At 71.4% G+C, this 17,173-nt stretch carries 21 protein-coding genes; 8 read left to right on the top strand and 13 right to left on the bottom strand.

Going from position 1 to position 17,173, the window contains the following annotated elements; all coding sequences use genetic code 11:
* The first annotated feature begins 33 nt into the window (after positions 1–33).
* Both DEI82_RS06770 and DEI82_RS06765 read left to right on the top strand, forming a co-directional pair.
* Positions 34–867 (top strand): hypothetical protein, encoded by an 834-nt coding sequence (locus tag DEI82_RS06770; protein ID WP_111036238.1) that lies wholly within the window; start codon positions 34–36, stop codon positions 865–867.
* A gap of 27 nt (positions 868–894) precedes the next feature.
* On the top strand, positions 895–1,551 hold the full coding sequence (locus DEI82_RS06765; RefSeq protein ID WP_111025824.1) for a pentapeptide repeat-containing protein: 657 nt from the start codon (positions 895–897) through the stop codon (positions 1,549–1,551).
* Here DEI82_RS06765 and DEI82_RS06760 read toward each other — a convergent pair.
* Positions 1,494–2,255, bottom strand: coding sequence for a TetR/AcrR family transcriptional regulator (locus DEI82_RS06760; RefSeq protein ID WP_111025822.1), 762 nt, complete (start codon positions 2,253–2,255; stop codon positions 1,494–1,496). The two genes, DEI82_RS06765 and DEI82_RS06760, sit on opposite strands and share 58 nt — an antisense overlap.
* A 353-nt stretch (positions 2,256–2,608) precedes the next feature.
* Here DEI82_RS06760 and DEI82_RS06755 point away from each other — a divergent pair, with 353 nt between their 5' ends.
* Positions 2,609–4,801 carry an acyltransferase family protein gene (locus DEI82_RS06755; RefSeq protein WP_111036237.1) on the top strand — a complete coding sequence of 731 codons (2,193 nt, stop codon included), beginning with the start codon at positions 2,609–2,611 and terminating at the stop codon, positions 4,799–4,801.
* A gap of 206 nt (positions 4,802–5,007) precedes the next feature.
* The gene (locus DEI82_RS06750; RefSeq protein WP_111036235.1) at positions 5,008–5,325 is read left to right on the top strand and encodes a hypothetical protein; all 318 of its coding nucleotides are present in this window, start codon (positions 5,008–5,010) and stop codon (positions 5,323–5,325) included.
* 51 nt (positions 5,326–5,376) lie between these two features.
* Here DEI82_RS06750 and DEI82_RS06745 read toward each other — a convergent pair whose 3' ends face one another.
* The 4 genes from DEI82_RS06745 to DEI82_RS06730 are packed head-to-tail and all read right to left on the bottom strand — an operon-like array spanning position 5,377 to position 8,883.
* Positions 5,377–6,180 (bottom strand): metal ABC transporter permease, encoded by an 804-nt coding sequence (locus tag DEI82_RS06745; protein ID WP_111010619.1) that lies wholly within the window; start codon positions 6,178–6,180, stop codon positions 5,377–5,379.
* Positions 6,180–7,112, bottom strand: coding sequence for a metal ABC transporter permease (locus DEI82_RS06740; protein ID WP_111036233.1), 933 nt, complete (start codon positions 7,110–7,112; stop codon positions 6,180–6,182). Before DEI82_RS06740 ends, DEI82_RS06745 begins: the two co-directional genes overlap by 1 nt.
* A complete protein-coding gene (locus tag DEI82_RS06735) occupies positions 7,109–7,960 on the bottom strand; it encodes a metal ABC transporter ATP-binding protein (protein WP_220037243.1) in 852 nt (283 codons plus the stop codon). The genes DEI82_RS06740 and DEI82_RS06735 overlap by 4 nt, the downstream gene beginning before the upstream one ends.
* Complete coding sequence (locus DEI82_RS06730) at positions 7,957–8,883, bottom strand: metal ABC transporter solute-binding protein, Zn/Mn family (protein ID WP_220037242.1); 927 nt, start codon at positions 8,881–8,883, stop codon at positions 7,957–7,959. The genes DEI82_RS06735 and DEI82_RS06730 overlap by 4 nt, the downstream gene beginning before the upstream one ends.
* Positions 8,884–8,999: 116 nt before the next feature.
* On the opposite strand from DEI82_RS06730, the gene DEI82_RS16655 reads away from it, so the two are divergent.
* Positions 9,000–9,404 carry a Fur family transcriptional regulator gene (locus DEI82_RS16655; RefSeq protein WP_111036229.1) on the top strand — a complete coding sequence of 135 codons (405 nt, stop codon included), beginning with the start codon at positions 9,000–9,002 and terminating at the stop codon, positions 9,402–9,404.
* Positions 9,405–9,431: 27 nt separating this feature from the next.
* Here DEI82_RS16655 and DEI82_RS06720 read toward each other — a convergent pair whose 3' ends face one another.
* The 4 genes from DEI82_RS06720 to ykgO all read right to left on the bottom strand — a co-directional run bounded on the left by DEI82_RS06720 (position 9,432) and on the right by ykgO (position 10,669).
* Entirely contained in the window at positions 9,432–9,851 is a 420-nt protein-coding gene (locus tag DEI82_RS06720; RefSeq protein ID WP_111010623.1) for a Fur family transcriptional regulator, read from the bottom strand.
* Between the two features lie 71 nt (positions 9,852–9,922).
* Positions 9,923–10,213, bottom strand: coding sequence for a helix-turn-helix transcriptional regulator (locus DEI82_RS06715; RefSeq protein ID WP_258368623.1), 291 nt, complete (start codon positions 10,211–10,213; stop codon positions 9,923–9,925).
* A gap of 81 nt (positions 10,214–10,294) precedes the next feature.
* Positions 10,295–10,450: a zinc transporter permease gene (locus DEI82_RS06710; protein ID WP_111010625.1), complete on the bottom strand. Its 156-nt coding sequence runs from the start codon at positions 10,448–10,450 to the stop codon at positions 10,295–10,297.
* Between the two features lie 96 nt (positions 10,451–10,546).
* A complete protein-coding gene (gene ykgO, locus DEI82_RS06705; protein WP_071274734.1) occupies positions 10,547–10,669 on the bottom strand; it encodes a type B 50S ribosomal protein L36 in 123 nt (40 codons plus the stop codon).
* Positions 10,670–10,709: 40 nt separating this feature from the next.
* Here ykgO and DEI82_RS06700 point away from each other — a divergent pair, with 40 nt between their 5' ends.
* Both DEI82_RS06700 and DEI82_RS16190 read left to right on the top strand, forming a co-directional pair.
* Positions 10,710–11,780: a GTP-binding protein gene (locus DEI82_RS06700; protein WP_181435128.1), complete on the top strand. Its 1,071-nt coding sequence runs from the start codon at positions 10,710–10,712 to the stop codon at positions 11,778–11,780.
* Positions 11,781–11,947: 167 nt separating this feature from the next.
* Entirely contained in the window at positions 11,948–12,106 is a 159-nt protein-coding gene (locus DEI82_RS16190) for a hypothetical protein (protein ID WP_181435127.1), read from the top strand.
* 10 nt (positions 12,107–12,116) lie between these two features.
* Here DEI82_RS16190 and DEI82_RS06690 read toward each other — a convergent pair whose 3' ends face one another.
* The 4 genes from DEI82_RS06690 to DEI82_RS06675 form a co-directional block, all read right to left on the bottom strand.
* A complete protein-coding gene (locus DEI82_RS06690; RefSeq protein WP_146242851.1) occupies positions 12,117–13,526 on the bottom strand; it encodes a hypothetical protein in 1,410 nt (469 codons plus the stop codon).
* Positions 13,516–14,328: a TIGR03943 family putative permease subunit gene (locus tag DEI82_RS06685; protein ID WP_111036222.1), complete on the bottom strand. Its 813-nt coding sequence runs from the start codon at positions 14,326–14,328 to the stop codon at positions 13,516–13,518. Before DEI82_RS06685 ends, DEI82_RS06690 begins: the two co-directional genes overlap by 11 nt.
* Positions 14,315–15,340: a permease gene (locus DEI82_RS06680; protein ID WP_181435126.1), complete on the bottom strand. Its 1,026-nt coding sequence runs from the start codon at positions 15,338–15,340 to the stop codon at positions 14,315–14,317. The genes DEI82_RS06685 and DEI82_RS06680 overlap by 14 nt, the downstream gene beginning before the upstream one ends.
* A 74-nt stretch (positions 15,341–15,414) precedes the next feature.
* Complete coding sequence (locus DEI82_RS06675; RefSeq protein WP_258371991.1) at positions 15,415–16,152, bottom strand: TetR/AcrR family transcriptional regulator; 738 nt, start codon at positions 16,150–16,152, stop codon at positions 15,415–15,417.
* Between the two features lie 107 nt (positions 16,153–16,259).
* On the opposite strand from DEI82_RS06675, the gene DEI82_RS06670 reads away from it, so the two are divergent.
* On the top strand, positions 16,260–17,171 hold the full coding sequence (locus tag DEI82_RS06670) for an NAD(P)H-binding protein (RefSeq protein WP_111036218.1): 912 nt from the start codon (positions 16,260–16,262) through the stop codon (positions 17,169–17,171).
* Positions 17,172–17,173 lie beyond the last annotated feature (2 nt).

The following is a 17,173-nucleotide window of genomic DNA, read 5'->3' as shown; positions in this document are numbered from 1 at the left end:
GGGACGGCCCGGACGGGCCCCGAGGAGGAACCCATGAGCAACGCCGATGACGGCCGCCAGACGACACCGGCGGTCCCACTCACCAACCCGAACGACGGCGAGCACGTCCCCGAGCACCGGGCGCCGGTGGACGACCGGGGTCCCGCCGACGACGGGGCCGACCTGCGCGACCGTGCCGTGGCGCACGAGGACCGCGACCGTGCCGTGGCCCATGAGGACCGCGACCGTGCCGTGGCGCACGACGACCGCGACCGTGCCGTGGCGCACGAGGACCGGGACCGTGCGCCCTTGACCCGGCAAGAGGTCGTCGGACGCCAGAAGGAGGAGTTCGGCGGCTTCAAGTTCGGATCGGCCTTCTTCGGGTGGCTCACCGCGATGGGCACGGCCGTCATCCTCACGGCGATCCTCGGTGCGATCGGCGCCGGACTCGGCCTCGGCATCACCGGCGGGAACGCGAACCAGGTCGGCAAGGCCGCCACGTCGAACGCCGGCACCGTCGGACTCATCGGCGCCATCGCGCTCGCCGTGATCCTGTTCGTCGCCTACTACTGCGGCGGGTACGTCGCCGGGCGCATGGCACGGTTCGACGGCGTCAAGCAGGGCCTCGCCGTCTGGTTCTGGGCCGTCGCCATCGCGATCGTCGCCGCGATCGTGGTCGCGATCGCCGGGACGCAGGCGAACTTCCTCCAGCAGGTGAACGCGTTCCCGCGGATCCCCGTGGACGAGGGCAGCCTCACCGTCACCGGGATCATCACCGTCGTGGTCGCCCTCGTCCTCAGCCTGGTCGGCGCGATCGTCGGCGGTCTCGCCGGGATGCACTACCACCGCAAGGTCGACCGCGTCGGGCTGGAGCGCCCCGTCGACTGACCGGTGACCGGCTGCGATGATCGGGGCATGCCCGAGCACCGCACCCGGCCGCCCCGACACGAGGACGTCGCCCCCGTCGAGCTCGAGCCCGGCGGGGGCGACGTCCTGCTCCCCGGCGATCTCCTCGAGGGGCGGGACATCCGTGACCTCGACGTCGTGGACCGTGCCCTGACCGGACTCGTCGTCGAGGAGTGTCGCATCGGCACGCTGCGAGCCGGCGACGCGGACCTCGGCATGCTGCGTGTCCGGGACACCGTGGTGGACGTGCTCGACGCGCCCGTGTTCCGCACGCCACGGTCCACCTGGCGGTCCGTCGTGATCCGGTCCGGCCGGATCGGGTCGGCAGAGTGGTACGACTCGACGTTCGACGACGTCCGCGTCATCGGCGCCAAGCTCGGGTTCGTCAACCTGCGTGCCGCGACCCTCCGTGACGTCACGTTCGAGGACTGCACGATCGAGGAACTCGACCTCGGCGGCGTCGTGGCCGACCGCGTCGCGTTCCCGGGCTGTCGGATCCACGAGCTCTCCGCAGCGGGGTCCCGCCTCCGGGACGTCGACCTCCGAGGCGCCGACGTCGCGGTCGTCGCGGATGCGGCGGCGCTCCGCGGTGCGACCGTGTCCGAGGTTCAGTCCGCGTTGCTGGCGACCTCGTTCGCTCGCGCCCTCGGGGTCGTCGTGGACTGACCCGAGCGCCCCTGCCCGCTGCCCACGTGCTCGTACCGGCTGGCGACGCGGTCCGCGCCGGTGAGCCCGGCCTCCCGGATCGCGCTGGCGGAACGACCCGCTGCCCGCAGGAGCGCGTCGGCCGACGCGCCCATCGTCGCGAAGCGGTCCAGGGTCCCGACGGCCGCGCTCGCGGCGAAACCCTCGTGGTCGCCGAGCGCGGTCGTGACCTCGCGCACGCCCGCGAACTGCGCGACGAGCATGCGGGCCTCGAACGGCACGTCGATGCACGCCGGGAGCTGCCCGAGGGCGATCGCGCGGGTCAGGGCGTTCCGGCAGCGCCCGACCCAGCCGAGGTAGGGCGGGGGCATCCGTGTCGGGATGAGCGGCGCCTCACGTTGCAGACGCATGGCCGCCCGCGCGATCACGTTCGACTCCTCCTGGATCGCGACGTGGACCGTCGACCGCGCCAGTTCGTCGAGGGGTGCGTCGAGGTCGACCGGGGCCGCGGCGAACACGCCGTTCTCGTACGCGATCGCGAACAGGTCGTCGACCAGGTCGGTCTTCGACGCGAAGTGGTAGCTCACGAGGCTCTTTGCGACGTCGGCGCGGGCGGCGACGGATGCGTACGAGGTGGCCTCGTACCCCCGTTCCTCGAACTCGGCGGCCGCCGCGAGCAGGATCGTCCACCGGGTGCGACGTCGCTGGTCCTCGCGGATGCCCATGGGCAGAACGGTAGCGCGGCGACGGCCGCCGCGGCAGGGTCCCCCGAACTGGGTGGGCGCTCGGACGGGATCATCCCCACGGAGGATTGCCCTGGACGACCGTCCTGTGGAATCCTTCCAGGACACGCAGCGGCTCGACCCGAGAGCTGCGGGACCGCGTGGACGTACCAGTGGGGGGACGTCCACGGCGGTCGTGGTGCCCCGCCCCGCGCGCGCCGTCCGAGTGTTCGGTACGCGCGGGGACGGGTGTCGAGCGCGCCGGGTGAACCGGGGGGTGACGCCCTCGTCCTCGGGACGCGCGATCCGTGGCGGAGCCGCGCCGGGCCTCCCGGTCGTGACGGAGCATCGCTGCCGTGCGTCGTGCTGTGGATCCCTCCGGGCACGTCGGCACCGCGCCGTTCCGTCCGGACATCGAGGGGTTCCGGGGCATCGCGGTCGCACTCGTCGTCGCGGCCCACGTGCTGGGTCGACCGGTCGGCGGGTTCGTCGGGGTCGACGTGTTCTTCGTCGTCTCCGGGTTCGTCATCACGACGGGGTTGCTCCGGGAGGCCGGTGCGACCGGCACGGTCGACCTCGCCGCGTTCGCGCTCCGGCGGGCACGGCGCGTGCTGCCGGCCGCGGCGCTCACCGTGCTCGTCACGGTCGCCCTGGCCTGGGCCGTCGACCACCTGGCGCGGGCGAGCGCGGTCACGTGGGACGGCGTCGCCTCGATGCTCATGGTCCAGAACTGGCACCTCATCCGTGCCGCCACGGACTACTTCGGGGACAGCGGGGCGGCCTCGCCGCTGCAGCACTTCTGGTCACTCGCGGTCGAGGAGCAGTTCTACGTGTTCTGGCCGTGGGTCGTCGTCGGCGCGGTCGCCCTCGGACGCCGCCGGTCCCGGCGTCCCGGCGCCCTCGCCGATCGCGGCACCAGCGAGCGGATCGTCAACCGAGTGCTGTCGATCGCACTCGGGGTGGGCTGCGCCGTGTCGTTCGCGATCGCCTGCTGGGAGACCCGGGCGAAGCCCGACTGGTCGTACTTCTCGTTCGAGTCACGCGCCTGGGAACTCGGTGTGGGAGCCGCCGCGGCGGTGGCCGAGCCACGCGTCGCCGCTCGGCTTCGTGTCGGCGCGGCGAGCGTGGTGACCGCAGCGGGGCTGGCCGCCGTGCTCCTGGCCGGGGCCGTCGACACCCCCAGCATGCCGTTCCCCGGACCGGCCGCCGCGCTCCCGGTCCTCGGCGCCGCGGGGGTGGTCCTCTGCGGCGCGACCGCAGCGTCGCGGGTGCTCGCGGTGCTCACCAACCCGGTCAGCCGAGCGGTCGGCCGTTGGTCCTACGCGCTCTACCTCTGGCACCTGCCGGTGTGGTCGTTCCTGCACGCCGTCGCACCACGCAGCCGAGCCGTCGTGCCCACGGTCGCCCTCGGGATCACCCTGGTGCTCGCCGTCCTCACCGTCCGGTTCGTCGAGCGTCCCTTCCGGTACGGGCGCACGCGCCCCGGCCCCCGTCCCGGCACGCCCGGGAGGCCCCTGCGCCCCCAGCCGGGTCGGCTGCGGACCACCCGTGGCACGCTCGTCGTCGCACTCGCCTCCGCGCTCGTGCTCGCGCTGTCGGCCGCGCAGTTCGTCGCGCCGGGGCGCCTGACGGGCGTGGACGACCTGCCGGACCCGGGCCCGCAGCACGTGGCGTCCTTCCGATCCGCGACCGCGCTGCAGCGGGCGGTGCGCGCGGCGGTCGACGACGGCGCGTGGGGCGCGACCGTCCCCGACCTGGACCGGGTGAGTGCGGCGGCCGCGGCGGCTCGACGGCTGCAGGCCGACGGATGTCTCAACGACCCCGTGGGGACGACGCCGAGCACGCTGACCGCTGCGGCGACCCGCTGCACGTTCTCCGACGGTCACGCTGCGCGGACCCTGGTGGTGGTCGGCGACTCGATCGCCATCAGCTGGCTGCCGGGCATCGTCGACGCCGTCCGCGGTCGGGGCTGGCGCGTCGTCGGGATCGGCCTGGAGAGCTGCCCGGCATCGATCGTGACGACCACCGACGCGGGCCGCCGCCCCGCCTTCGCGACCTCGTGCGACGCCGCGCGGGAGGCCGCGCTCGCCGAGGTCCATCGGCTCCGGCCCGACCTGGTGGTCGCGTCCTCCGCCGCCGGCGGGTACGACCGGCAGCCGGCCGCCGCCCGGGGTCGTGTGTGGAGCGACGGCACGCGCCTCCTCGCCCGGCGCCTGACGGGCGACGGCGCCCGCGTCGTCCTGCTCGGGTCGCCACCGGAGGGGACGCCCGTCAGCGCCTGCGCGGTCCGGGTCGCCGGCCCGGGGACCTGCCTGTCGACGCCACCGGCGACGTGGGCACCGAAGCGAGCGGCCGAGCGGCGCGCGCTGGCGGACGTGCCGCGGGCCTCCTTCGTGGACACCGCCTCGTGGTTCTGCGATCGTGCGATGCGCTGCCCGGCGGCCGTCGGCGGGATCGTCGTGCGCGCGGACGGCGGGCACCTGACCGTGGCCTACTCCGTCGCCCTGGCGCGCGTGCTCCGTGCTGCGCTGCTGCAGCAGAGCGGATGACGCCCGGACCGGCGGGGCGGTCAGGCAGCAGGGATACCGTCACGTGGAGCGGCATGAAAGCCCATCACGTCCAGCGCTGCCGAAGGGTGACGTTCTCACCCACGGCCGGAGGTCGGCATGGCACGTCTCCCGTTCAGCACGAATCCCTCGCACGTCCTCGATCGGTCCGAGACCCGGAGCGGCGCGGCGACGGACGGGCGAGCGCGATGAAGCACCTCGTCCGCGGGCCGGTGTTCATCCTCGTGGCCGACGCCGTTGCTCGCACCGTGTGCGACTACGCCGATGCACTCGCTCGGAACGCCCGCACCGATCGCGTCGACGTCCCCACGTTCGACCGATGCGGCTGTGGGACGACCACGAGCGTGCACGTGGCGTCTGGCCGTCCGCTGCTCGTCCTCGACGCGGACGACGACGAACTCGGCGACGACCTCGACGGCCCCTTCGCGGCAGACACGAGAGCGTTCGTCGCGGACATCACCGCCAGGACCGCAGCCCTGGCGGGCGGAGGGACGAGTTCACGTTGACCTGACCGTCGGGGGCGGGACCACGACGGCGAGGAGCGTGTCGGAGGGACGTCATGCTGCCGTCCGGCCGCGCGTCGGTCTCACCGTGGCCAGGCGCCCGGCCAGGTACATCAGGGCGCTGATGGCGGTGACGAAGAACCCGACGGGCCAATCGGTCACGTACGCGAGCGAGATCGCTCCCCACACCGCTGCGACCGCGAGCGCGGCCGACAGCGGGATCGCGGTCGCCGGCCGTCTGGTGACGAAGCGCGCGGCCGCGGGCGGTCCGACGAGGAGCGCGAACATCAGGAGCGCCCCGACGATGGGCACGCTCATCGTGGTCGCGCAGGCGAGGATGAGGCCGAACAGGATCGACATCGCCTGCGGTGAGACGCCGCGCGACGGCGCGGTGTCCGGCAGTGTCGATGCGAGGAGCAACGGCCGGTAGGTGACGCCCAGGGTGATGAGGCAGACCGCCCCGAGGATGATCATGGGCGTGATCTCGAGGCTCGAGACACCGAGGATCTGGCCGAACAGGAGCGCGAACACCTCGGCGGAGTACTCGGTGGATCGGCTGAGGAACAGCGCTCCGAGGCCGAGCATCGAGACGAGGGTGAGCGCGGTGACCACGTCACTGCGGGCGCGCCGCCCGAGCGCCGAGATCATGAACGCGCCGCCGGCTGCGAACACGCCGAGTCCGATCAGTGGGTCGACGCCGATGAGCACGGCTCCTGCCGCTCCGGCGAATGCACCGTGGGGTACGGCGTGGGCGAGGAACGAGTTCCCTCGGAGGACGACGAAGAAGCCGACGATCCCGGCGATGAGGGCGACGATCGTCCCGGCGAGCCAGGCGTTGAGCATGAACGGTGCGAACATCAGGGCAGCACCTCCTCGGTGTCCTGGGACCGGGACGAGCCGCGAACTGACCCGACGCGCGCCGGTTTCCACATCCGATGACGTCGCACTGCCACTCCGACGCGGATCGCGAGGTAGACGACGAGGATGATGGCGACGATGCAGAAGCTGACGGGCCAGTTGCCGTCGTGGCCCGCCCAGGAGTAGCTCTCGAAGGAGACGAAGCACCCCGCCCAGGTGCTGAGGACCGCGAGAGCGGCCGACACGAGGACCGCGGTCCCGAAGCGTCGGGTCAGCAGCAGCGCCGTCGCGGCGGGACCGATGAGGAGCGCGGTCGACAGGATGGCTCCGATCGTCAGTGACGACAGCTCCACCGCGAGGGCGAGCGCGACGAGGAACACGATGCCGGTGATGCGAACGGGGACACCGCGTGCTGCTGCAAGGCCGTGATCGAGCGATTCCATGAGCAGCCACCGGTACGTCGCAGCGACGAGGGCGAGGGCGACGACGCTGAGTCCGACCACGAGCGGGATGACGTCATGAGCGATGACGAAGAGGGATCCGAACAGCACGGACACGGCTGCGTTGCTCGAGCCGCCGACGGTGGTGCTCCAGTACAGGAACAGCGCCGTCAGACCGAGTCCGAAGCCGAAGACGATGCCGGTCGAGACGTCGCGACCCTGCAGACGACGGACGCCGATGAGCTCCATGAGCAGTGCTGCGAGGACGCCGGCACCGATGAACCCCCACACCTGGCTGATGCCGATGAGGAACGCGCCGGATCCGCCGACGGCTCCGAGGTCGGCGAGCGCGTGTCCCGCGAACGACTGGCCGCGCACGATCGTGAACACGCCGACGATCCCGGTGACCAGGGCGACGAAACCACCGACCACCAGTGCGGTGTGGATGGTGGGGCTGCCGAGGAATCCGCCGATCACCGAGGCGGGGCTCATGCGGGGGTTCCGTTCGGTCTCGACACCGACTCGAGGCCAGGGGACGCGAGGTGAGATGCGGGATCCCGGTCGTCCGCGAGCACCATCACCCGGCCTTCGGCCTCGATCACCCGGATCGGCCGACCGTACAGGCGCGAGAGGACGTCGCTCCGGACGACGGATCCGGGGTCGCCGGTGACGGCGCGGCCGTTCGCCAGGTACACCACGCGGTCCATCACCGGCATGAGGACGTTGATGTCGTGCGCGGTCATCACGATCGCGACGTCGCGATCACGGCGGAGCGTGTCCAGGAGACGGACGATGTCGTGGGCGCTGGCCGGATCGAGGTTCGCCAGGGGTTCGTCGAGGAGCAGCAGCGCCGGCTCGCTGATGAGTGCGTGCGCGAGGAGCACGCGCTGCTGCTGGCCTCCGGAGAGCTGTCCGATCCGCTGGTCGGCGAACGCGGCTGCGCCGACGGCGTGGAGGACCACGGTCACGCGTTCCTGCACCGCGCGACGACGGATCGGGAGGCCCAACCGCCCGCCGTCGAGACCGAGTGCGACGACGTCCCGTGCCCTGAGGGGCGTGTCGGGATCGAGCGCCACCTTCTGGGGGAGGTACCCGATGCCGTGTGTGCTCGCCTTGCGTTCGGGTCGGCGCACGGCACCGTAGGTGGGTCGGAGGATGCCGAGCAGGACGCGCAGCAGCGTCGTCTTCCCCGCGCCGTTCGCGCCGATGAGTCCGACGAACTCACCGGGCTGCACGTCGAGGTCGACCCCGTCGAGGACGAGGTTCCCCGACATCACGACGCGGACGTCCCGGGCGGAGAGGACCCCGCCCGGGACGTCGCGGTCGGTCTGACCGGTCACAGCTTCTCGGTGGACGTGCCGCTGGTGAGCGCCTTCTGCAGCGCGGTCAACTCGGCCTCCATCCACTTCTGGTAGTGATAGCCCGTCGGCATCGTTTCGTACACGCCGACGACCGGGATCCCGTTGTCATGGGCGAGGGACAGGTAGTGCGAGGTGATCGAGTCGGTCACCTGCTGGTTGTACAGGAACGCCTTGACCTGCTTGCCGGTGAACAGCGCGTCCTGCGCGGCGGAGTTCTGCGGACTCGGGTCGGTGTCGTTCATGATCGCCGACTGCAACGACCACGGCGTCTTGATGTCGACCCCGGCGGCCTGCAGCGCGTAGTCCGCGACGGGCTCTGTCACGGCGACGGGTGCGTCGCCGTGGGACTGTTTGAACGACGCCAGCTGGTTCGTCCACGTCTCGAGCGACCGCTTGAACGTCGCGAGGTTGTGCTGGAAGTACTGCTTGTGCGACGGCTGCATCGACCCGAGGTCGGCGGCGATGCGCTCGGCAACGGCCGGCATCGTCTTCGGGTCGTACCAGAGGTGCGGATTCCGCGTGCTGTCGGGAAGGCCGAGCACGTGCTGCGCGACGATGACCTTCCGACTCGCGTTCGGCGACGCCTTGGCGAGCTTGGTCATGAAGTCGTCGTACCCGAGCCCGTTCTGGACGAGGAGCTGTGCCGAGCTGAGCTCCTTCGCAACACTCGCGCTGGCCTCGAAGGTGTGCGGGTCGGTGTTCGGGTTGCTCATGATCGCCTTGGCAGCGACGTACTTGCCACCGATCTGTGCGGCGACGTCCGAGTACTCGTTCTCAGCGCCGACGACGACGATCTTGCCGTTGCTCCCCGTGCTCGCCGACTGCGAGCACCCGGTGAGGGCACCGGTCACGGCCAGGGCTGCGAGGCCGATCGCCGCCATTCTCTTGATGCGCACTGACATCCATCCAATCCAGGGACCGTGTCCCACCCGAGCGTTCTATTGAGAACGCTTATCGATAGGTGCAGACTACGGCATGCTGGAGCGTGTTGGTAACGGGAGTCGTTCCCGATTGTTCCATGGAGGGGTGGTGTCGGTTGGCGTCGACGGAGCGGGTTGAGGATCGACCGCGAGGCCACCGTTACCGCGGGAGTGTGCTCGCGGCCCTGGTCGAGCATGATGCGCCTGCGTCGGCGCAGTCGGTGTTCGCGAGGATTCGTGGGCGCGGAGTGCGCATCGGGCTCTCGACGGTCTACCGGGAGCTCCACGCCCTCGCGCGTGAGCGAGCGCTGACCGAGGCGTACGTCGGTGGCGAGGCCCTGTACCGACTCCCCGACAGGGATCTCCTGGTGTGCGACACGTGCGGACGTACGAGCGAGGTCAGAGACCCAGGACGGCATCCCGACCCGTGCCTCCCGTTCTTCGGCGAGGGCGGTGCCCTGACCATCCACGGGAGGTGCAGCGTCTGCTCGGTGCGCGGTTGAGCGAGACGTGCCCCGGCCCGAGGCGCCCTATGCTCCGACGCCGCGTGCGCGGCAGTCGTCGCACACCCCGAAGATGTCGACCACGTGGCGCACGCGGGAGAACCCGTGCTCAGCGGCGACCGTGTCGACCCAGTCCTCGATCGGTGCTTCGATCTCGACGGTGCGACCGCAGCTGACGCAGTACAGGTGATGGTGGTGGGCATCGCCGCAGAACCGGTACAGCTGGACGCCGGGCTCGGCCTGGAGGACGTCCGCCTCGCCGTTCACCGCCATGTCGCTGAGGTTGCGGTACACCGTGGCGAGGCCGACCGAGCTGCCGTCCGCGCGGAGGACCTCGTGCAGGTCCTGCGCGCTGATGAAGGACCGCACGCCTCGCAGCGCGTCGCGGATCGCCGTCTTCTGGGCGGTCTGCCGCTGGGGTTTCTTCCCCACGGGTGCTTCGGTCATGGACGCCTCTCGGGTCTCGGACGCTCGGTGGTGCTGAGGAGGCAGGGTCGCACGTGCAGCTGAACGGGCACTCACGCCGCGGCTTCGCCGACGTGCGTGAGCGCATCGCTGACGATGTGCGCGACGTGCTCGTCCCGGAGTGAGTACACGGCGTTCCGCCCGATGCGCTCGACCTCCACGAGCCCGGCGAGTCGCAGGGTGCGGAGGTGCTGCGAGACCAGCGGTTGCGACAGCTCGGTCTGCGCAGCGAGCGACGACACGTCGCAGGGCGCCTCGATGAGGGCGACCAGCACCCGGAGGCGGGCCGGCGAGGAGAGGGCCTTGAAGAGTTCCGCCGCGATGCTCACTCGATGATCGGTCACCTGGCGATGTAAGCAGATGTGCATACCGACGGGCAACGCCCGGGGGTCCGGCGGGTTGGCCCTACCCCCGGGCGGAGGGTCTCAGTGCTCGTCGTAGTGGTCGCCGTGCTCGGCGTGCTTGTGGCCTTCGTGTACGTAGTCCACGTGGTCCTCGTGCCGCACTGCCTCGTGACCGCAGCCGTCCTCGTGGTGGTGCTCGGTGACGGTGTGCTCGGCGACGGTTTCCTGCTCGGTCATGGTGGTGCTCCTTCGATCAGTCGGTTGACGTGACCCCGACACTAGAGCAAGCATGCACGAGTAGCAATACGTGCACGGAAGATGATCAGGTCGCACTCACCCCTGGCGCCCCTTCCCGCGCGGGTTGAGCTTGTTGATGACGAACGTGCGACCTCGGCGGCGTACGACCTGCGCGCCCGGGAGCTGCTTCAGCGACTTGAGTGAGTTCCTGACCTTCATGATCCTCCTACTGAGAACGTTTCTCACTAGAGTAGGGGCAATGGAGCCACGGAACGAACTCGGGTCTGCACATCCGGACGGCGGCGTCCTCCGGGTGACCTTGGTCAGCGGCCTGCGCGCCGCTGACCGACGACAGGTCAGCCGGCGACTGAGCGGAGCACCGCGCCGAGCACCGGTCGAGGTCGACGACGGTACCGAGGACAGCGGCGAGTTCGCCTTGGTCCTGGCCGACCGGATCCTGGAGTCGGCCCGAGCCGGTGCCACCGGTCGCTCCATCGTCGAGCTGGAGGAGGCCGCGGACGTGATGGAGATCGGGTTCGTGCTGGAGACCGAGTTCGAGAGCCGACGGGCGGAAGGGACCCCCGTGGAGCTACACGACCTGATGACGGTCGTGGCGGTGCGGGACATCGAGCGGTGGCTCCTGTCGCTCGCACCGTCCCCGCTGGACGACTACGTCACTGCGGAACGACTGGCCTCGCAGATCGAGTTCGCGACGGTGATCGTCCTCAGCGATGCGGACGACATCGGCCCCGCGTCCCTCCGCAGCGCCCTCGGCGTCCTCGAACAGCTCAACCCCGGTGCGGCCGTGGTCCGGAGCCCGAGCGCGATGTCCTCCCGACGGACGGGGGCGAGCGGGCGGTGGTGTGCTCGTCGACTCGGGGAACGGATGGGCTGGATGCACGCCCTCGCCGACCCGGCCACGCAGCCGGGACCCCGGTACGGCGTCGAGGCGATCGTGTTCCGTGATCCGCGCCCCTTCCACCCCCGACGGCTCTTCGACGCCGTCGACAAGCAGTTGACGCCCGGACGAGTCGGCCGGATCGCTCGATCGCGGGGCTTGGTCCAACTCGCGACCCGCGCCGACCAGATCGGGTCGTGGCGGAGCGCCGGCGACACCGTCGCGCTCGATCCGACCGGAATGTCCACCTGGGCACGGAATGCTCCTGCCGGACAGGAGCTGGTCCTCTTCGGGGAGGACCTCGATCGCCACCGGATCATCAGCACCCTCGACCGGAGCTTGGTCACGGACGCGGAACTCCTCGCGGGGCCGATGGAGTGGGCGACATACGACGACCCCTTCCCGGCATGGCCCACGGAACACCACCACTAGGGGGTCGTATGGCGCGCAGCGGAACCCGGTTCGGGACGGTGATCACGCGGATGTTCGGCGGCCGCGTGCCGGGTCCGCCGCTGCCGGTACCTCCTCGTCCGGCCGGACTCGACGGTCCGCGACGGACGCCGGAGCATCACGGGAGCGCTCCGTCGACGACGCATCGGGTGCGGCTCGTCGTCGTGTCGAGCGAGCGACGACTCATCGAGGCCGAGAGCGCCGACGCCCGGGGCGCACTGTTGAGCGCGCTGGGACAAGTGCCCCTCGGGTTCTCGGTGGCCTCGGTCGAGGTCATCGAGGCCCCTGACGGGGTCGACGCGACGTGAGCCCCGACCGTCACCCGGCGTCGGCGCTGGAGGGGAGCGCGGCACACCAGTCGAGGGTCACGCCGTCGAGGCTCGCTTCGAGGGCGCCGGACGTGGCGTCGACGACGCTCACCAACGACGAGTCGGCCGCCCGCGTGGTGATCGCGAGGAACTGACCGTTCGGTGAGGGACAGACCGCGGTGACGCTGGCGTCGGACGGGATGTGGACCTCCAGGTCCGAGACGTGCTCCCCGTCGACGCGGACGAGTCGGGCGGCGATGGTCCCGTCCGCGCGGACGTCGCCGACGAGGCGGACGTAGGAGGAGTCCGTGAGCGCGGCGATCCGCCCCAGGTACTGCGCCCTGGTGCTCGCGGCCGGTGCCGTGAGGGCGGCCCGGTCGCCGTCGGTCAGGTCGAGCCGGACGATGGCGTCCCCGGTCTCCACGACGGCGGTCGTGCCGGTTCCCACGAAGCCGTGGACGTACGTCGCGGACCCGAGCCGCGCCGCGTCGGTCCGTCCGCTCATGTCCACGAGCACGAGGCCGTCATCGGTCGTCCTGACGAGCGCGCTCTCGGTCCGCGGGACGTACGCCCACTGGCGCACCGTCATCGGGGTGGCACCCGTGGTGGGCCTCCCGTCCGCCGCGATCGCGGTCGGCATGTGCGTGCCGGTGAGGTCGACGTCGTAGAGCCCGACGTCCTGCGAGCGACCCGTCGTCGTGTCGGCGTACACGAAGCCGAACGACGCGCCGTCGTCGGCGGCGTGGAGCGCCGACGCGTGCCCCCGTGCGCTGGGCATGGTGATGTGCTCGACCGGGACGGCCGGGTCTTGCCGCCCGTCGGCGAGCGGCACGATGTCGATGCTCGAGGTGCCGTCGGCCGTGTCGCTGAGCACGACGAGGGACCGGGCGAGGCGTGCGAACCCGGTGATGCCGGTGCCCTGGAACACGGTGTCCGTGCCCCCGGTGGCGAGGCCACGGCTGACGATGCGATCGTGTGCACCGTTCGTGCCCGGGACGAGCGCGAGGACGTCGGTGGTGCCCGTGTGGATGGTCGTGCGCAGGTCGGACGTCGCGGCTTGCCCCGGCGCCCGGACGTGCCGCACGACGACCGCGTAGGTGCGGTCGTACGCCAACGGGCCGTCGAACTGCACCGCGACCGTGTTCCCGCTCGAGGTCACCGTGTGCGCTGCGGCGGGGGACACGACGACGTCGGACGGTGCGACCCGCTGCAGTGCCTGGTTCGCGGTGAGGATCAGGCGCTGCGCGGGACGGGAGACGAGGTCGGTCGCCGAGTACGACACGGAGCGGAGGCGCGGGCCCTGATGCGACCCGACGATCGCCGCCAGGGCTCCGATCAGCGCGAGCACCGCGACGACCGCGACGAATCGGCGTCGGAGGGGGCGGCCGGGGGCAGGAGTACCGCGGACGTCAGTACTCATACGGATCCGATGGTCGCTGCACCTGCTCGACCGTGGCGGCGCGGATCACCAGCGGGACGTCGGACCCGGCATCCGGGTTCGCCGCGAGCGCGCCGGACACCGTCACCCACTGGTTCGCCGCCGGCACGGATCCGTCCGTGACCACGCCCACGCCGACGGGCTGGGCGTCGACGGCACAACAGCTGATCACGAACCGGGTCAGCGTGAAGCCGCCGTCCGTGTCGGGCACGACGAACCCCGTGAGGCGGAGGCGCTTCCCGACGAGGGCGCTCGTGTCCGTCGTCTGACGGATGAGCGCGGCCCAGTCCTTCACGCCGTACTCCGACGTGTCGACGGAGCCGCTGCCGAGCAACGCGACGGCGCCGCCGGAGCCCGTGGCGGTCGAGAGGCTGCCCGAGTCGACGCTGCGCTGCTGGGCCGTCCGCGCCGACAGCGTCGTCGGCGGGAGCACGAACATCGCCGTGCTGATGCCGACCGTGACGACCACTGCGACGGCGACCGCCACGACGCGCAGGGACCGTGCAGCACCCCGCCCGCTGCTGCCGTCGGGCACGACCGTCACGTCGTCGCCGTGCCCATGACCCCGTTCGAGGTGTGGGTGCGCGGTCTGCCGTGCGACCGCCGACAGACCGGCCGCGGCGGCGACGACCGCGATGGCGGCGAGCGCCATCGTGAACACCCCGTACCGCGGATTGATGTAGAGGTCGAGATGACCGGCCGCTCCGAGCCAGAGTGTGGCGACGGCGAGCGCGAGCACCGAGCCGAGCCCGAACAGCACCCGTCGACGTTCAGACGAGGACATCCATCACCAACCCCACGGATGCGGCGAACAGCACGCAGATGACGGCGAGTGCGCCGATGAACCGGGTGCGGAAGGTGGTGCGGAGCAGCGCGATCATCTTGACGTCGATGATCGGCCCGATGAGCAGGAACGCCGTGATCGACCCGGGCAGGAACGTCGAGGCGAACGAGAGTGCGAAGAAGGCGTCGACGTTCGAGCAGAGCGACACCGTCATCGCCAACAGCATCATCGCCAGGACCGACAGCACCGGGTCGCTGCCGATCGCGATGAGCGTGCTCCGGGGCACCGCGACCTGGATCGCGGCGGCGACCGCTGCCCCGACGAACAGCGCGGGCATCATCGTCGCCGTCTCGCCGCCGAAGTGCGATGCGCTCTCCGCCCACCGGCTCCCACGCGCCTGCCCGCCGGCCTCCACACGGCACCGGGCCTCGAACGCGGGCACCAGGAGCTCGGAGGGTCGGCGGTGCGCTGCGACGACCCATCCGACGACGTTCGCCACGACGAAGCCGCCGATGATCCGGACGGGCAGGATCCATCCCGACCACCCGAACGCCTGCGCCGTGCTGACGATGACGAGCGGGTTGAGGATCGGCGCCGCGACGAGGAACGTCGTCGCCTCCGCTGGCGAGAACCCGCGCAGCATCAACCCTCGCGCCAGCGGGACGTTCCCGCACTCGCACACCGGGAAGAGCATGCCGATCAGGGAGATCACCGCCCGACGCGGGACCGGGCGTGCCGGCAGGACCCGTTCCAGCACGCCGTGCGGCACCCACACCTCGACGACGATGGACAGGAGGATCCCCAGCACCACGAACGGCAGCGACTCGACCACGACGCTGATCGCGAGCGTCAGGAAGTCCTGCAGCTCGTCGGGCAGCCCGGCGGTGCTGTCGCCGGTGGTGACCACCCGCGCGGCGAGGAGCGCACCGACGAGCACGAGCACGAGCACGGGGCCCGAGCCGGCCCGGGACCGGGACCGCGACCGGGGGACGCGGACGGGGGAACTCGTCACCGGGTCAGGATAGGCAGGCGGGCCATCCCGGCTCGGCAGAACCGCGGGCGGGCCGGGCTCCGGCCGGCCCGGTGCTACCGCGACGTGGGCGGGTCGTGGTCGACGATCCGGTCGAGCCACTCGGCGAGCACGCCCCGTTCGGCCGACGAGAGTGCGCCGAGCTCGTCGATGGAGGCACGGAGGGTGATGGCGGCGGTCCGGACACCGGACGTGCCTCGGGGACCCTCGTCAGCCGGCTCCGGAGCCAGGACCTGCGTCATGACGGCGTCGAAGACGACGTCGGCCAACCGCGGGTCGCGCTCGTCCGCCGGCTCGTCCAGGATGGCGAGCACGGCGCCCAAGCCGGCCGCGTGCATGAGCCGGACCGCGTCCCGCTCGCGCACCGCGAGCCTCCCGGCCGCGGCGACCCGACGGAGACGCTCCTCGAGCAGCCGGATCCCGGCGGCGACCGCGGGGGAGTCCCGCCCTCGACGCGGGTCGCTCATGATCACGAACAGATCCGGGTTGGCGAGTCCGAACGCGATGGTCATCGCCCAACCCGCGCGGAGGTCCGCGACGGGGTCGACACCGGTGACCGCGTCGACGGCTGCGGCCTTCGTCGCGCTGAACGTGGTCATCGCGTGCTCGGCGACCGCGTCGAGCAACCCGTCCTTGTCGCCGAAGAGCCGGTAGATCGTCGGAGCCTGGACGCCAGCTCGCTCGGCCACCGCTCTCGTGGTGACAGCGACGGCGCCTTCGTCGCGCAGGAGCTCGGCGGCTGCGGTCACGATGCGCATCCGCACGTCGAGGCGGGGCTCGGGGGCGTCGTCCACGTATCGACGATAACGCGCCGTTGCTTCCGACGTGATCCTGTTGCTACGGTGGTGGTGTTTCCAATGATACGGACACAGCGTTTCCATCGATATGAGAGGGATCCACCATGATCACCATCACCGGGGCGACCGGCGCCCTGAACGGCGCGACCGTCGACCACCTGCTCCGGCACCTCCCCGCGTCGGAACTGACCGTCGTCACGCGCGACCCGGCGAGGGCCGCACGCTTCGCCGAGCGCGGCGTGACGGTCCGCCAGGGCGACTACGACGATCCGGCGGGGCTGCCGGCGGCCTTCGCCGGCGCGGACCACTTGCTCCTGGTCTCGTCGAACGACCCGGCGGGCGACACGATCAGCCAACACCGGAACGCCGTGGAGGCGGCGATCACCGCCGGGGTCGGGCACGTGCTCTACACCAGCCATCAGGGTGCCGGTGCAGCGTCGCCGTTCGTGCCGGCGCGACACCACGCCGCGACCGAGGACATGCTCGCGTCGTCCGGGCTGCCCTGGACGTCGCTCCGGAACGGCTTCTACGCCCACAGCCTGCAATGGCTCCTGGGACCGTGGCAGCGGACCGGCGTGGTGTCGATCCCGGCCGACGGTCCGGTGTCGTGGACCGCGCGCGAGGACGCAGCCGAGGCGGCCGCAGCGATCCTGCTGCTCGACGAACCCGTCGAGGGCCCCGTGACCATCACCGCTCCGGAGGCGCCGACGTTCGCCGACCTCACCCGGACCGCCTCGGACCTCGTCGGGAACGAGGTCCGGTTCGAGGTCGTCGATGACGACGTCTGGGTCGAGCGTGCCGTGGCCGGTGGACAGCAGGAGCCGATGGTGCGGTTCCTGCTCGGCATGTACCTGGCGGCGGAACAGGGGTGGTTCGCGGGGACGGACCCGATGCTCGGGGAGCTCCTGGGCCGCGCGCCGAGGTCCGCGCAGGACGTGCTCCGGGAGGTCGTCACCGCTCGGTGCGCGAGGACGGGAGAGCCCGGGACGGACGCCATCCGTCCGGGCAGGCCATGATC

Origin of the sequence: Curtobacterium sp. MCBD17_019, from assembly GCF_003234555.1 — a bacterium.
GTDB lineage: Bacteria > Actinomycetota > Actinomycetes > Actinomycetales > Microbacteriaceae > Curtobacterium.
The sequence above is the reverse complement of the archived record's forward strand: the minus strand, read 5'-3'. Positions and strand labels throughout refer to the sequence as shown.

Coding starts and splice junctions, on each gene's coding strand:
- DEI82_RS06685 (WP_111036222.1), bottom strand. CDS start 14,328: ATGTCCTCGTCTGAACGTCGACGGGTGCTGTTCGGGCTCGGCTCGGTG.
- DEI82_RS06700 (WP_181435128.1), top strand. CDS start 10,710: ATGGAGCCACGGAACGAACTCGGGTCTGCACATCCGGACGGCGGCGTC.
- ykgO (WP_071274734.1), bottom strand. CDS start 10,669: ATGAAGGTCAGGAACTCACTCAAGTCGCTGAAGCAGCTCCCGGGCGCG.
- DEI82_RS16655 (WP_111036229.1), top strand. CDS start 9,000: ATGGAGGGGTGGTGTCGGTTGGCGTCGACGGAGCGGGTTGAGGATCGA.
- DEI82_RS06670 (WP_111036218.1), top strand. CDS start 16,260: ATGATCACCATCACCGGGGCGACCGGCGCCCTGAACGGCGCGACCGTC.
- DEI82_RS06730 (WP_220037242.1), bottom strand. CDS start 8,883: ATGTCAGTGCGCATCAAGAGAATGGCGGCGATCGGCCTCGCAGCCCTG.
- DEI82_RS06720 (WP_111010623.1), bottom strand. CDS start 9,851: ATGACCGAAGCACCCGTGGGGAAGAAACCCCAGCGGCAGACCGCCCAG.
- DEI82_RS06690 (WP_146242851.1), bottom strand. CDS start 13,526: ATGAGTACTGACGTCCGCGGTACTCCTGCCCCCGGCCGCCCCCTCCGA.
- DEI82_RS06740 (WP_111036233.1), bottom strand. CDS start 7,112: ATGAGCCCCGCCTCGGTGATCGGCGGATTCCTCGGCAGCCCCACCATC.
- DEI82_RS06750 (WP_111036235.1), top strand. CDS start 5,008: ATGAAGCACCTCGTCCGCGGGCCGGTGTTCATCCTCGTGGCCGACGCC.
- DEI82_RS06710 (WP_111010625.1), bottom strand. CDS start 10,450: ATGACCGAGCAGGAAACCGTCGCCGAGCACACCGTCACCGAGCACCAC.
- DEI82_RS06770 (WP_111036238.1), top strand. CDS start 34: ATGAGCAACGCCGATGACGGCCGCCAGACGACACCGGCGGTCCCACTC.
- DEI82_RS06765 (WP_111025824.1), top strand. CDS start 895: ATGCCCGAGCACCGCACCCGGCCGCCCCGACACGAGGACGTCGCCCCC.
- DEI82_RS06745 (WP_111010619.1), bottom strand. CDS start 6,180: ATGTTCGCACCGTTCATGCTCAACGCCTGGCTCGCCGGGACGATCGTC.
- DEI82_RS06760 (WP_111025822.1), bottom strand. CDS start 2,255: ATGGGCATCCGCGAGGACCAGCGACGTCGCACCCGGTGGACGATCCTG.